The 13,711-nt window shown below is 71.5% G+C and carries 10 protein-coding genes and 1 pseudogene; 3 read left to right on the forward strand and 8 right to left on the reverse strand.

Annotation, left to right across the window (positions count from 1 at the left end; translation table 11 throughout):
* Positions 1–33: 33 nt before the first annotated feature.
* The 7 genes and pseudogenes from K7854_RS13155 to K7854_RS13185 all read right to left on the reverse strand — a co-directional run bounded on the left by K7854_RS13155 (position 34) and on the right by K7854_RS13185 (position 8,726).
* The gene (locus K7854_RS13155; protein WP_226026635.1) at positions 34–687 is read right to left on the reverse strand and encodes a maleylpyruvate isomerase N-terminal domain-containing protein; all 654 of its coding nucleotides are present in this window, start codon (positions 685–687) and stop codon (positions 34–36) included.
* Positions 688–772: 85 nt separating this feature from the next.
* Positions 773–2,296, reverse strand: a complete 1,524-nt coding sequence (gene glpK, locus K7854_RS13160; protein ID WP_226026636.1) for a glycerol kinase GlpK — start codon at positions 2,294–2,296, stop codon at positions 773–775.
* A gap of 146 nt (positions 2,297–2,442) precedes the next feature.
* Positions 2,443–3,273 carry an NAD(+) synthase gene (gene nadE, locus K7854_RS13165; RefSeq protein ID WP_264087269.1) on the reverse strand — a complete coding sequence of 277 codons (831 nt, stop codon included), beginning with the start codon at positions 3,271–3,273 and terminating at the stop codon, positions 2,443–2,445.
* A gap of 137 nt (positions 3,274–3,410) precedes the next feature.
* A complete protein-coding gene (locus K7854_RS13170; protein ID WP_226026637.1) occupies positions 3,411–6,419 on the reverse strand; it encodes a 3-keto-alpha-glucoside-1,2-lyase-like domain-containing protein in 3,009 nt (1,002 codons plus the stop codon).
* A gap of 180 nt (positions 6,420–6,599) precedes the next feature.
* Complete coding sequence (locus K7854_RS13175; protein WP_226026638.1) at positions 6,600–7,919, reverse strand: DEAD/DEAH box helicase; 1,320 nt, start codon at positions 7,917–7,919, stop codon at positions 6,600–6,602.
* An 87-nt stretch (positions 7,920–8,006) separates the two neighbouring features.
* Positions 8,007–8,284 (reverse strand): annotated as a pseudogene (locus K7854_RS13180) (chlorophyllase); the annotation flags it as partial.
* Positions 8,285–8,291: 7 nt separating this feature from the next.
* On the reverse strand, positions 8,292–8,726 hold the full coding sequence (locus K7854_RS13185) for a PGPGW domain-containing protein (RefSeq protein WP_308112536.1): 435 nt from the start codon (positions 8,724–8,726) through the stop codon (positions 8,292–8,294).
* A gap of 277 nt (positions 8,727–9,003) precedes the next feature.
* On the opposite strand from K7854_RS13185, the gene K7854_RS13190 reads away from it, so the two are divergent.
* Together K7854_RS13190 and K7854_RS13195 are read left to right on the forward strand one after the other, a co-directional pair.
* Entirely contained in the window at positions 9,004–10,869 is a 1,866-nt protein-coding gene (locus K7854_RS13190) for a CocE/NonD family hydrolase (RefSeq protein WP_226026640.1), read from the forward strand.
* A gap of 38 nt (positions 10,870–10,907) precedes the next feature.
* The gene (locus K7854_RS13195) at positions 10,908–11,147 is read left to right on the forward strand and encodes a DUF5302 domain-containing protein (RefSeq protein ID WP_226026641.1); all 240 of its coding nucleotides are present in this window, start codon (positions 10,908–10,910) and stop codon (positions 11,145–11,147) included.
* Between the two features lie 81 nt (positions 11,148–11,228).
* Here the strand turns inward: K7854_RS13195 and K7854_RS13200 are convergent, their stop codons facing one another.
* Positions 11,229–12,176 carry a methionyl-tRNA formyltransferase gene (locus K7854_RS13200; RefSeq protein ID WP_226026642.1) on the reverse strand — a complete coding sequence of 316 codons (948 nt, stop codon included), beginning with the start codon at positions 12,174–12,176 and terminating at the stop codon, positions 11,229–11,231.
* A 174-nt stretch (positions 12,177–12,350) separates the two neighbouring features.
* Here K7854_RS13200 and K7854_RS13205 point away from each other — a divergent pair, with 174 nt between their 5' ends.
* Complete coding sequence (locus K7854_RS13205) at positions 12,351–13,706, forward strand: lysine N(6)-hydroxylase/L-ornithine N(5)-oxygenase family protein (protein ID WP_226026643.1); 1,356 nt, start codon at positions 12,351–12,353, stop codon at positions 13,704–13,706.
* Positions 13,707–13,711: the final 5 nt, after the last annotated feature.

The following is a 13,711-nucleotide window of genomic DNA, read 5'->3' on the forward strand; positions in this document are numbered from 1 at the left end:
CCCGCCACCCCCGTCCGGGACGGAGCGTGCCGGTCAGCCGACCGGGAAGGGGAGCCGGGTCGCCAACGGGCCCAGTGCGGTGGTCTCCGCCGGGGTCGGTGCTCGCCGTCCGGTGCCGATCCGCAGTGCGTCCCGGTCCGAGAGCGACGCGGGGAAGTCCGCACCGACGACCCCTTCCAGCAGCTCCCGCGCGTGCCGGAGCCCCTCCCGGGGCGGTGGCGCGGCCTGTGGGAGGTGCGCGATCAGGTCGAGATGGTGCAGGGACCACTCCAGTACGTACGCGGAGAGGTAGTCGCCCGCCGTGAGCACCTGGCCCTGGGTGCCGACCCGGCCCGTGGGATCCGCCAGCCGGGCGGCGCGCCCGGCGGCGGAGCCCACGTCGTCGAGGTGGAACTTCAGCAGCCCCGGCTGCTCGTAGGCGGCGGCCAGGCGGACGATCAGCGCGTCGAGCGGATCCTCCCCGGTCGGGGGCTCGACGACCTGCCAGTAGGTCACCGCGTCCCGGGTCGGCGCCTCGGCGGTGGGGGTGGCCAGGGTGATCAGGACGTCCTGGGCGTCGATCACCAGATGGCACACCAGGTCCCGGACGAGCCAGCCGGCGCAGCCGGACGGGCGGGCGAAGTCCTCGTCGGAGAGGCCGGCGACCGCGGCGAGCAGGGCCGACCAGGAGCGGGAGAAGAGGTCCACGCCCGCCAGCCAACACCACCGCACGCCCGGCCGCGACCGAATTGACGCGGGTGGGAGCCGGCCCGTCCGGTAACGGTCGCGGGGGTCAGCTCTCGGGGACCTTGACCCAGTCGAGCGTGCGCTCCACCGCCATCTTCCAGCCCGCGTACCCCTCCGCGCGCTTCTCCTCGGACCACTGCGGCTCCCAGCGCCTGGACTCGCTCCAGTGGGTGCGCAGCTCGTCGGTGTCCCGCCAGAAGCCCGTGGCCAGCCCGGCCGCGTAGGCCGCGCCGAGGGCGGTGGTCTCCGCGACGACCGGGCGGCTGACGGGGACGCCGAGGACGTCCGCCTGGATCTGCATGCACAGGTCGTTGGCGGTCACACCGCCGTCGACCCTGAGCACGTCCAGGTGGACCGAGGAGTCCTGCTCCATGGCCTCGACCACGTCGCGGCTCTGGTAGCAGATGGCCTCCAGCGTCGCCCGGGCCAGGTGCGCGTTGTCGTTGTACCGGGCGAGGCCGACGATGGCGCCTCGCGCGTCGGAGCGCCAGTACGGGGCGAACAGCCCGGAGAAGGCGGGGACGAAGTACATGCCGCCGTTGTCCTCGACCGTGCGGGCGAGTTCCTCGCTCTCGGCCGCGGTCTTGATGATCTTCATCTGGTCGCGCAGCCACTGCACCGCGGACCCGGTCACCGCGATGGAGCCCTCCAGCGCGTAGACCGGCGGATTGTCGCCGAACTGGTAGGCCACGGTGGTGAGCAGACCGTGCTGGGAGCGGACCAGTTCCGTGCCGGTGTTGAGGACCAGGAAGTTGCCGGTGCCGTAGGTGTTCTTGGCCTCGCCGGGGGAGAAGCACACCTGTCCGACGGTCGCCGCGTGCTGGTCGCCCAGCACACCGGTGATGGGCACGGCGGCGCGCAGCGGCCGGGAGGTCCGGGTCGTGCCGTACGCCTCGGGGTGCGAGGACGGGTTGATGGTGGGCAGCATGCCGCGGGGGATGCCGAAGAAGCCGAGCAGTTCGTCGTCCCAGTCGAGCGTCTCCAGGTCCATCAGCATGGTGCGGCTGGCGTTGGTCACGTCGGTGGCGTGGATGCCGCCGTCGGGGCCGCCGGTCAGGTTCCACAGGACCCAGGCGTCCGTGTTGCCGAACACCGCGTGTCCCTGCTCGGCCGCCTCGCGGACGCCGTCGACGTTCTCCAGGATCCACTGGATCTTTCCGCCGGAGAAGTACGTGGCGGGCGGCAGACCGGCCTTGCGGCGGATGACGTCGCCCCGTCCCGACCGCTCCAGGTTCGCCGCGATGGCGTCGGTGCGGGTGTCCTGCCACACGATGGCGTTGTAGTAGGGACGGCCGGTGCGTGGGTCCCAGACCACGGTGGTCTCCCGCTGGTTGGTGATGCCGATGGCCGCCAGGTCGGTCCCCGAGAGGCCTCCGTTGCGCAGGGCGTTCTGCATCACCGAGTTGGTGCGCTCCCAGATCTCCACCGGGTCGTGCTCCACCCATCCCGAGCGCGGCAGGATCTGCTCGTGCTCCAGCTGGTGCCGGGCGACCTCGTTGCCCCCGTGGTCGAAGATCATGAACCGGGTGCTGGTGGTCCCCTGGTCCACCGCGCCGATGAAGTCCGCCATGTTCGCTCCGCCTCTCCGGCCGGTGTCGGTCCTGGTTCGGGCACCTCCTCGGACACCCTAAGGCGAGTCCCGACAAAGCGCACATAAAGGAGCGAAACGGGCATCGCGGGTGCCGGTGGCGGCCGACCGCCGCCACCGGCCGCCCGTCAGGGAGCGATCGGCAGCCGGCGCTTGTGGTCGGTCTGCCGGTAGCGGGTGACGATCGTCTCGAAGGCCTGCTCCTTCACCGGCTTGCCCTCCAGGAAGTCGTCGATCTCGTCGTAGGTGACTCCGAGGGCGTCCTCGTCGGCCTTGCCGGGGTCGAGGGTCTCCAGGTCGGCCGTCGGGACCTTGCGGACCAGCTCGGCGGGTGCGCCCAGCGCGTCCGCCACGGCGCGCACCCGGCGCTTGGTGAGACCGGTCAGCGGTACGACGTCGGCGGCGCCGTCGCCGAACTTGGTGAAGAAGCCGGAGACCGCCTCGGCCGCGTGGTCGGTGCCGACGACCAGGCCGTTGTGCGCGCCGGCCACCGCGTACTGCGCGATCATGCGCTGCCGGGCCTTGATGTTGCCGTGCACGAAGTCCTGGTGGTGGGCGTCCCGGAAGGCCACGTCGGCGGCGAGCAGGGCGTCCAGCGCCGCGTCGCTCGCGGGCTTGATGTCCACGGTCAGCACGTGGTCGGCCCGGATGAAGGAGAGGGCGAGCTGGGCGTCGTGCTCGTCGGCCTGGACGCCGTGCGGCAGCCGCATCGCGTAGAAACGGGCCTCGTGGCCCGCCGCGCGGGCCCGCTCCACGGCGAGCTGGCACAGCCTGCCCGCGGTGGTCGAGTCGACCCCGCCGCTGATCCCGAGCACCAGGGCGCGCAGACCCGTGGAGGTCAGCCGCTCGGCGAGGAAGGCCACCCGGCGCTCGATCTCCCGCTCGGCGTCGAAGGTCTCCGCGACCTCCAGTTCCCGGGCGATCTCCTTCTGCAGGGCGATGGACGCCGGCTCGCTCAATTCCGCTCCTCGTTCGACGGGCAGGGTGTTCTGCGATTCACCCTACCCAGAGGCGGCCGGAGCACCGGTCCGCCCACCGGATCCGTGGAGCGGGAGGTGCGGGGCGGCCGTCAGGGACCGCCCCGCACGGCTGCGGGTCAGTCCAGCGGTTCGACCCGGATGTTGCGGAACCGGACCTTGTTCCCGTGGTCCTGGAGCCGGATCGCCCCGGCGGCCGGTGTCTCGGCCCGGCCCGCCGCGGTGGGCCCGTCGAGGGTGATGTCGTCGTGGACCGTTTCGCCGTTCCACACGACCGTCACCCGCGCGGCGGCGGTCTTGGCGCCGTTCTCGTCGAAGCGGGCGGCACGGAAGACGATGTCGTACGTCTGCCAGGTCTCCGGGGCCGTCGCCGCGTTGGTGTCGGGTGCCTTCTTCAGGTAGATCGCTCCCGCCTCGTTGGTGTCCAGGGTGGTGTCGCCGTAGGAGTCGAGGATCTGCAGCTCGTAGCGGTCCTGGAGGTAGATGCCGCTGTTGCCGCGGTCCTGGCCGGTCACGTCGTCCGGCAGCAGGGGCACGCGGAACTCCACGTGCAGCTTGAAGTCCTGGTAGGCGTCCTTGGTGCGGATGTCGCCGCAGCACACCTCCATCGACCGCTCCTCGGCCAGCGGCCAGGCCACCTTCCTGCCGTCCGTGTGCTGCCACTGCTCCTGCGAGGCGGCGGTGCCGTCGAACAGGGCGACCCGGGCGCCGTGCGGGCGCACGGTGATCAGGTCGAGGTTGACGTGGCCGGTGTCGCCGGGGTCGTAGCGGTAGGAGACCGTGTTGTGCCCGGCGCGCAGCCGCACGCTCTCGGTGCGGGTGGACCAGGTGTCCCAGTCCCCGGTGGACGGGAGCTGTGTCTGGCGCACCTTCTTCCCGCCCGCGTACAGGGAGAGCGACTTGGTGCCCTCGAAGGGGTTGGGGCCGTTGGAGTAGCGCAGGCCCACGTCGTAGGTGCCGGTTTTCGGGACGGTCACGTCGAAGGTCGTGGCGACGTCGCCCTCGGTGGCGTAGCGGTCGACGAAGCCGCTGCCGGAGTAGCCGGCGTGGTCGGTGTTGATGCCGGCCTTCCCCGTCAGGCTCGCCTCCTCGGCCTCGTACAGGGTGGCCGCCGGCGGCTGCTTGCCGGGCATCTCGTTGAGGGTGTACCAGGCCTCGGTGCTCCACAGCGTCTCACCCGAGGCCGAGGTGAACGGGCGCGGGGAGCGCACGTGCACCACGCGGTCCGGCTGCAGGCCGTCCAGCCGCAGCCGCACGGTGCGGCCGTCGTCCGAGAGCGTCGCCGACCGCACGGCCAGCTCCTCCTCGGCGATCTTCGGGCCGCCGTAGTCGCCGGTCGGCGTGTAGCGCCACTGCTGGGCCTCGTAGCGGGAGGCCAGCTCCGCGGCCGTCTCCTCGGACACCGGCTGGGTGTACGTCAGGTCGAAGCCGCCCGGCACGGCCCGCATCTTCTGGACGTCGAAGGTGTTGCCGCCGTTGGGCGTCAGCTTCTGCAGGCCGAACTTGAGCTTGCCCTCCTGGCCCCAGTTCCCGTCGGCGCCCAGGCCACCGGTGTAGATCGCGCCGTCAGGGCCCATGGAGACCCGGTTGACGCCCGCCTCCAGGCCCTGGGTGTAGCGGAAGACGGCGCCCTGGTACTGGCCCTTCACCTTCTCCAGGTAGGCGCGCTGGAGGCCGCCGTAGGTGACGTCGCCGATCAGCATCTGGCCCGCGAACGTGCCCTTGGTGAGGTACAGCGGGGTGGAGGGCGAGTTGCCGATCTCGTTCTGCGGCAGCCACAGCACCGGCTGGGTGACGGGGGAGTCCTCGAAGGGTCCGGCGGGCTCGGTGTAGTGGTTGAAGAAGCGGTCCTGCTTGATCTGGACCAGCTTCGAGGCGGGCAGCCAGCCGCCCTGGTTGTCGGTGGCGAACAGGTCGCCGCCGGGTCCCCAGCCGATGCCGTTGGGCGTGCGCAGCCCGCCCGCGATCGGACTGATCTTCCCCGTCTTCTTGCTGATCTTGTACGTCGTCCCGCGGTTGGGCGCGGGCTGCGGGTTGGTGGTCGCGCCGCCCAGGTCGATGGCGACGGAGAGGTTCACGTAGAAGTAGCCGTCCCGGTAGAGCAGGCCGAACGCGAACTCGTGGAAGTTGCCGCCGTACGGCCAGGTGGCGACCGTGCGGTACTCGTCGGTCACGTCGTCGCCGTCGCTGTCCACCAGCCGGGTCAGCTCGTGCTTCTGCGAGACGTAGAGCGAGCCGTCCACGTACTTGATGCCCATCGGCTCGCGCAGCCCGCTCGCCACCTTCTCGACGGTGACCTTGTCGCGGCTGGTGTCACCGGTGACGTTGTCCAGGAGGTACACCTCCCCGGCAACGTTGTCGGTGCCGCCCCAGGTGCTGATCGCCAGGCGGCCGTCGGGCAGCCAGTCCATTCCGGTGACCTGCGGTTCGAAGCCCTCGGGGCGCAGGTCGGTGAGGTCGAGGTCGGGGCGCACGGAGGTGAGCGGCAGACCGTCGCCCGGGGTGTCGCGCCCGGCCTCGCACTCCTTGCGGCCCGGCGCCGTCACCCGGACGACCCCGGCGTCGGTGCTCAGCGCCTCGGTGGGTACGACGGTGAACTGGCTCTCGCCCGGCGGCATCCAGGACAGCTGCAGCTGCTGGCCGCCGCCGCGGTCGAAGTGCTCGATGCGCAACGGGTGCGCCCCCGCGGTGAGTTCGACCGTGCCGTCCTTGGGCTCCGCGCCGTGCAGTCCGTCGTGGTCGATCACCGTGGCGCCGTCCAGGGACAGCCGGGAACCGTCGTCGCTGACGAGCCGGAACACATAGGTGCCGTCACGCGGGGCGATCAGGTAACCGGACGCCTGGGAGACGAAGTTGTCGGCGATGCCGCCGAAGTCGGCGGTGGTGGACCAGTCGACCGTCGGCATCAGCTTGTCGTGGTTGGGGGTCTGGCCCGGCTTGAGGGTGCACAGCTCGTTCAGGGGCGTCTGGACGTCGAATACGCGCAGGGTAACGCCCGGTTCCTGCGGCGGGATGTCGGCGGGGGCCGCCGAGGACGCCGGGGCGGCCCAGGCGCCGCCGAGCGCGACGGCCGACGTCAGCAGGAGGATGAGGTGTCTTCGGGCACGTGAGAACAGCCGTGGGTGCATTGGTCCTCCGGGAGGTGGGGACCGGACCGTGCCGGATATCGCTCCGGTCTTGTGCGGTGGGACGGACGTTCCGCCGCCAAGGTAGGAGACTTCCGCTTGGCATGTCCATACTTTGTCATCAGTGTGTGCAAAGTTCCGGACGTCAAGTCCCGCTCCAGGGCGGCGCGTTCGCCCGCGAGGTCAGCGGCCCCTGCGCACCCGGGCCGCCGCGCGTGCCTCCGCGGCCTTGCGCGCCTCGACGGCCTTGCGGGACCCCTTCGCGGCACCGCCCGGACGGGTGCCCATCCCGCGGAAACGGGCGTTGCCGCTCTCCTTGCCCTGCCCGGCCGGCGGGCGCTTCGCACCGGTGAGGTCGGTCAGCTTCTGCTCGCCGGAGCGCACCGGGGTCACCGTCGGCCGGATCCCGGCCTCGGAGGTCATCCGGTTCACCTCGCGCCGCTGGTCCGGGGTGACGAGGGTGACCACGCTCCCCGCCCGTCCGGCCCGCGCCGTACGCCCGCCGCGGTGCAGGTAGTCCTTGGCGTCGGCCGGGGGGTCGACGTTGACGACGAGGTCGAGCGCCTCGACGTGGATGCCCCGCGCCGCGACGTTGGTGGCCACCAGCACGGTGACCTCGCCCGCCACGAACCGGGCGAGCGTATGTGTGCGCTGCGGCTGCGACTTCCCGCTGTGCAGGGCGGCGGCGGACACTCCGGCGGCCCGCAGGTCCCGCGTGAACCGGTCGACTCCCGCCCTGGTGTCCAGGAACATCAGCACCCGGCCGTCGCGGGCGGCGATCTCGGTGGCGGTCGCGTACTTGTCGGCGGGGTGGACGACCAGTACGTGGTGCTCCATCGTGCTGACCGAGGCCGACGCCGGGTCGACCGACACGAGCACGGGATCGTGGAGATGGTCCCGCACCAGCTGGTCCACATCGCGGTCGAGGGTGGCCGAGAACAGCAGCCGCTGCCCGTCGGCGGGCGCCTGCTCCAGGAGGCCGGAGACCTGCGGCAGGAACCCCAGGTCGCACATCTGGTCCGCCTCGTCCAGCACCGTGATCCGCACCCGGTCCAGTCGGCAGTCCCGGCGGGAGACCAGGTCGGCCAGGCGCCCAGGCGTGGCGACGACCACCTCGGCGCCGTCGCGCAGCGCCTGGATCTGCCGGTTGATCGACAGCCCGCCGACGACCGTGGTCAGGCGCACGCCCAGCGCCCGGGCGTACGGCTCCAGCGCGTCGCTCACCTGCTGGGCCAGCTCCCGGGTCGACACCAGGACGAGGGCCAGCGGCCGCTTCGGCTCCGCGCGCCGGCCGGCGGTCCGGGCGAGCAGGGCGAGGCCGAAGGCCAGCGTCTTGCCGGAGCCGGTCCGGGCCCGGCCGAGGACGTCGCGCCCGGCCAGTGCGTCGGGCAGGGTCGCCGCCTGGATCGGGAACGGCTGCGTCACTCCGAGGGCGGTCATCGTCTCGACGAGGACCGGCGGCAGTCCGAGGCCGTCGAAGGATGCGGTCGGCTTCGCGTTCAATGGGAACCTCTCTGATCAGGCGCCCGGAACGCGACCGGGTCCGTACCCCTCGGTACGGACCCGGGCGCCTCGAAGCGTGGGCCCATTTTACCAGCGGGTTCCCCGCCGCCCCACGACCCGGCCGTGCAGGGCCTGTGCGGACTCGACCCGGCCGAGGGGGCTCGGCCCGGCCGCCCCGCCGAGTCCGTGCTCCGCCCCGGACGGGGTCAGCAGGGACTCGGCGGGCGGGGGCAGGGTGAACGGGTCGGCGTGCCACCGGGGCGTCGCCGCCCCGGCCCGGCGCGGCGAGCAGCACACCGGCCTTGATCCGGGACTCGGCCAGGTCCACCTCCGTTACCGTCGTCCGGATCGACGGAACGCCGTCCCGTTTGGTCAACGCGCGCGTCCCCCGGCGGCAGGCGAGGCGCGCCGTTCCGCTCGCAGACGGCGGTGGCTCCAGCCGAGCAGGGCGAAGAGCACGAAGCCGGAGACGATCAGACTGCCCCCGGTGGCCCATCCGGAGTACGGCAGCTCGGAGACGACACCCCAGGCCACGCCGGCCGCGAGGAGGAACAGCCCCACGAGCACCGAGCCGGCGATGCGCCAGCGGGAGGACACGCTCTCCTCGGCGGCGCGCATCGCCCGGACCCGGACCGGCGCGACGAACCGGTCCAGCGCCGGAACGGCCCGCGCCAGCAGCACCACCCCGGCGAAGACGAGCAGCAGGCCGGGGCCGGGCAGCACCAGCAGCGCGAGGCCGAGCAGCAGCAGCGCGGCGCCGAGGACACCCAGGGCGGTGCGCCGGATCGAATCGACACCCCGCGCCATGGCGCCCCACTCTCCTGCGATCGGCAAGGACTCCGGTTCCGTCGGCGTGCCCCAGCCTAGGCAGGGATCGGGACGCGGGCGATTTCGGCGGCGGCCCGCCCCGTCCCTCCCCGGCCCTCCGTCCCCCTCCACCGCAAGTGAGAGGGACGCCCGGTCGCGTCCGCCAACGCCCGATGTGACAGGGGAAGTTGCGATTCGGCCCCATCGACGTGCCGGGACTTCGCTGCTAGACCTGCACCACCCGTACCACCTGCACCCGCCTTCCAAGGAGGAGCATGTGAGACCACGTCGCGCGGTCGTCCGGACCGCATCGGCACTCGTCGCCGCCCTCGCCCTGACCGTCGGCCTCGGCGGCCCCGCCGTCGCGGCGCACGAGGCGGAGACCGGGGCGCCCGCCACCGGGTCCGGACCCGTCACGCACGAGGAGAACGACCGCGTCCCGGAGGGCTCGGTCTGGACCCAGCACTACTTCCCCTCCGCCGACCGCTCCGGCACCCGGCTGCACGCCGACGTCCTGCTGCCCGAAGGGCTGAAGCGGAAGGAGAAGGTGCCGGTCATCCTGTCCATCGGCCCCTACTTCGCCCACGCGGGCCAGACCGGCCCCGAGGGCTGGTCCCGCACCGGCCCCTCCGCCCGCTTCCAGGACTTCATCGAGGGCACCGACCTGTTCGACCAGGGGTACGCCTTCGTCATGGTGGACCTGCGCGGCTTCGGCGGCTCCACCGGCTGCCTGGACTGGGGCGGCCCGGGCGAACAGGCCGACGTGAAGGCCGCGATCGACTGGGCCGCGAAGCAGCCGTGGTCCACCGGCGCGGTCGGCATGTACGGCAAGTCGTACGACGCCGTCACCGGCCTCATCGGCAACAACCTGGACCAGCGCGCGCTCAAGGCCGTGGTCGCCCAGGAACCCGTGTGGGACATGTACCAGTACATCTACTCCAACGGGGTGCCCCGCCCGAACGTGACCGGTACCGCCGGCGCGTACAACTCCATCGCCACGATGCCCCCGATGGCGGACGACGATCCGCGCTACCAGGCCGCCGCCCGCTACGAGGAGAGCCACCCGGAGTGCCTGACCGAGAACTCGGCCGGCTACCGGATATCCGACCAGCGGGACGAGCACTGGACCTCCCGTGACCTGGCGGCGATGGCCAGGGGCAGCGACACTCCGCTCTTCGTCACCCAGGGCTTCATCGAGAACAACACCAAGCCCGAGGAGATGGAGGAGTACCTCGACAACCACCGGGGGCCCGAGCGCGGCTGGCTCGGCCAGTGGGACCACGTGCGCGGCGGCGACCGGGTGGAGGACGGCCGCCTGGCCATGGGCCGCGAGGGCTGGTACGACGAGACCCTCGCCTTCTACGACCAGTACCTGAAGGGCACCAGGCCGACGGTGCGTTACCCGGCCTACGCCGTGGAGGACTCCACCGGTGCCTGGCGGGCCCAGCGCACCTGGCCCGTCACCGAACGGTCGGTCACCGTTCCGCTCGGCGGCGGCTCCTACGTGGACGACGGCGGTGCCTCCGCCCGCGCCGCCCTGACCGCGTCCGGCGGCCCGGCGCCGAAGGCGCCGCCGCAGCCGACCGGCAGGTGGGACATGGAGAACGCGCCCGCCACCGAGCAGCCGGCCCCGGCGGGACTGGCCCGGGAACTGGCGAAGCGTCAGCGCGCCGGTGAGGTCACCTCCAGCTTCTTCGTCTGGTCGAAGCCGCTGCGGAAGGACACGCGTGTCACCGGCACCCCGCGGGTGTCCCTGACGGCCCGGGGCGAGGGCAACGTGATGCTCAAGCTGTACGACGTCGCCCCGGACGGCACCGCCGTCATGTTCGACGAGCAGGTCTCCCTGGTGAAGTCCGGCCGGATGAGCGTCGACCTGAAGGCGACCGACTGGACCCTGGCCGCCGGTCATGTCCTGGCCGTGGAGATCGGCTCCATCCAGACCGGCTCCTGGCGCGACACACCGTCCGGACAGACCATCGAGGTGCGGGGTGCCAGGCTCAGGCTGGCCCTGGACGACCCGGCCGACGACGTCGCCACCCCTGGCGACCGGTCGCCGTACCTGGACACGTACCTGCGCCAGTACACGGTGAGCCTGCCGGCGGGTCAGGGCACATTCTCGGTGGTTCCGGGCGGCCGGTCGTGACAAGCTGTGCTCCTGTTGTCCGAGCCCGGGAGGTCGCCATGACGGAAGAGTCTTCATCGCAAGCAGGTTCGGAACCGGCGGAGGGCGAGGGCGCGGCAGTGACACCCGACGCCGACGGCCAGTACGACCTGAAGGACAAGTTCCGCCAGGCGCTGGAGCGCAAGCGGGGCAAACAGGCGGAGGCCGCGGCCCTCGCCGAGCGCGCCGACGTTGCGAAGATCCGGGGTGCCCACGGCCCCGCCGCCAGTCAGCGTTCGTTCCGCCGCAAGAGCGGCTGACGCCGGGACGAACGGCACACGCAGGGCCCGGCCGTGGCAGCACGGTCGGGCCCTTTCCGTCGTGACCGGCCGGTCGGGTGGTCAGGGACGGGAGGTCAGATAGCCGCCCATGGAGGTGAAGTACTCCGTCGCGGCCAACTCCCGCCCGTCCTCCGTGCGTACGCGCGTGACGGCGAGCCCGTGATTGCGGCCCCGGCGCGCATCGGCCCCGGCGACGATCACCACACCCTCGCCCTCGCGGTAGAAGATCCGGCCGGGCGTGCCGCCGTAGCGGCCCTCGGAGACCACCGCGGCGAGGATCTCCAGCCGCCTGCCCCGGTGGAAGGTGAAGGCGCTGGGGTAGGGCTCGGACTGGGCCCGGACCAGCCGCTCCAGGTCCTCGGCCGGCCAGTTCCAGTCGATGCGGATGTCCTCGGCGGACCGCTTGTGGAAGAAGCTCGCCAGGGACCGGTCCTGCTTGGTGAACTCCGTCTGCCCGGCCGCGATGAGTTCCAGGGCACCGATGGTGACCGGGGCGATGAGGTCGACGGTCTTGTGGAACAGGTCGGTGGCGGTGTCCGCCGGACCGACCGGCACCGCCTCCTGCCGGACGATGTCACCGGCGTCCAGCTCGTCGTTCATCAGGTGCGCGGTGACGCCCACCTCGGTCTCGCCGTTGATCAGCGCCCAGATCAGCGGGGAGAAACCGGCGTACTTCGGCAGCAGCGAGTCGTGCACGTTGAGCGTGCCGTGCCGCGGCAGGCCGAAGATGCGCGGCGGGATCCAGGTCCGCCAGTTGTTGGCCACGATGATGTCCGGATCGGCGTCCTTGAGGCGCTCGAACAGTTCGTCGTCGTCCGGGCGGTTGCGGATCAGCACCGGGACGCCGTGCTCCTCGGCGAGGTCGGCGACGGAGTCGCTCCAGATCTTCTCGTAGGCGTGCTCGCTCTTGGGGTGCGTCACCACCAGGACCACGTCGTGCTCGGAATCCAGGAGCGCGCGCAGGGTGCGGTGCCCCCAGGTCTGGTAACCGAACATGACGACCCGCATGGGCTTCCTCCTCAGTACAGGGGCTGACCGGGCAGTTAAGCAAGCCTTACCTTAGTGGCCAACGTCTATGCGCGGCAGTCCTGTTGGCTCGAATCCTCACTCGGTGCGCCCTATCGACAGCCGTATCTCGTTAGCTTAGGCTCACCTAAGTTTCCGGCTCACGATGGGAGTGACATGTCACCGGTTCTGCCTGCTGACTCCACGCTGGTCCACGACCTCATCGGGATCGGCTTCGGACCGTCCAATGTCGCCATGGCGATCGCGATCCGCGAACACAACGCACGGGCCGACGGGCAGGAGGCTCTCGACGCCCGCTTCTTCGAGCAGCAACCGCGCTTCGGCTGGCACCGCGGCATGCTGATCGACGACGCGACCATGCAGGTGTCCTTCCTCAAGGACCTGGTGACCCTGCGGAACCCGGCCAGCGAGTACAGCTTCCTGTGCTACCTGCAGAGCAAGGGGCGGCTGATCGACTTCATCAACCACAAGAACCTCTTCCCGCTGCGGGTCGAGTTCCACGACTACTTCGAGTGGGCCGCGGCCAAGGTCGACGACTTGGTCTCCTACGGCCACGAGGTCGTCGGCGTCGCACCCGTCGTGCGGGACGGCGTCGTGGACCACCTGGAGGTGACGGTCCGCTCGGGCGAGGGGCTGGAGGTCCACCGGGCGCGCAACCTCGTCGTCGGCACCGGACTGCGCCCCGTCGTGCCCGAGGGCGTGGAGCGCGGCGAGCGTGTCTGGCACAACTCCGAACTGCTCACCAGGGTCGATGCGTTGGAGGGCACCTCGCCCTCCCGGTTCATCGTCGTCGGCGCCGGTCAGAGCGCCGCCGAGAACGTCGCCTACCTGCACCGCCGGTTCCCCTCGGCCGAGGTCTGCGCGGTCTTCGCGCGCTACGGCTACAGCCCCGCCGACGACAGCGCGTTCGCCAACCGGATCTTCGACCCGGCGGCGGTCGACGACTACTTCACCGCGCCCGGCAGCGTCAAACGCCGCCTGATGGACTACCACGGCAACACCAACTACTCGGTGGTGGACATCGACCTGATCGACGACCTGTACCGGCAGATGTACCGGGAGAAGGTCCTGGGCACCGAGCGGCTGCGCTTCCTCAACGTCTCCCGGCTCTCCGACGTCAAGGAGACGCCGGACCGAGTGCGCGCCACCGTGACGTCCCTGGTCACCGGCGAGGAAAGCCTCCTGGACGCCGATGTCGTGGTCCTCGCCACCGGCTACGGCCCGGCCGACCCCGTGGACCTGCTCGGTGAGGTGGCCGACCACTGCCTGCGCGACGACGAGGGCCGGGTGCGCGTTGAGCGCGACTACCGCGTCGCCACGGAACCCGGCCTGCGCTGCGGCATCTATCTGCAGGGCGGCACCGAGCACACGCACGGCATCACGTCGTCGCTGCTGTCCAACACCGCCGTCCGGGTCGGCGAGATCCTCGAATCGCTGCTCGACCGGGGCCTCAAGTCCGCGTCCGACGAGGCCCGTACGGTCGCCGACGGGACCGGCGGCGGCGCGCGTTAGTGTAC

Origin of the sequence: Streptomyces hyderabadensis, from assembly GCF_020404845.1 — a bacterium.
In the GTDB taxonomy this organism is placed as follows: domain Bacteria; phylum Actinomycetota; class Actinomycetes; order Streptomycetales; family Streptomycetaceae; genus Streptomyces; species Streptomyces hyderabadensis.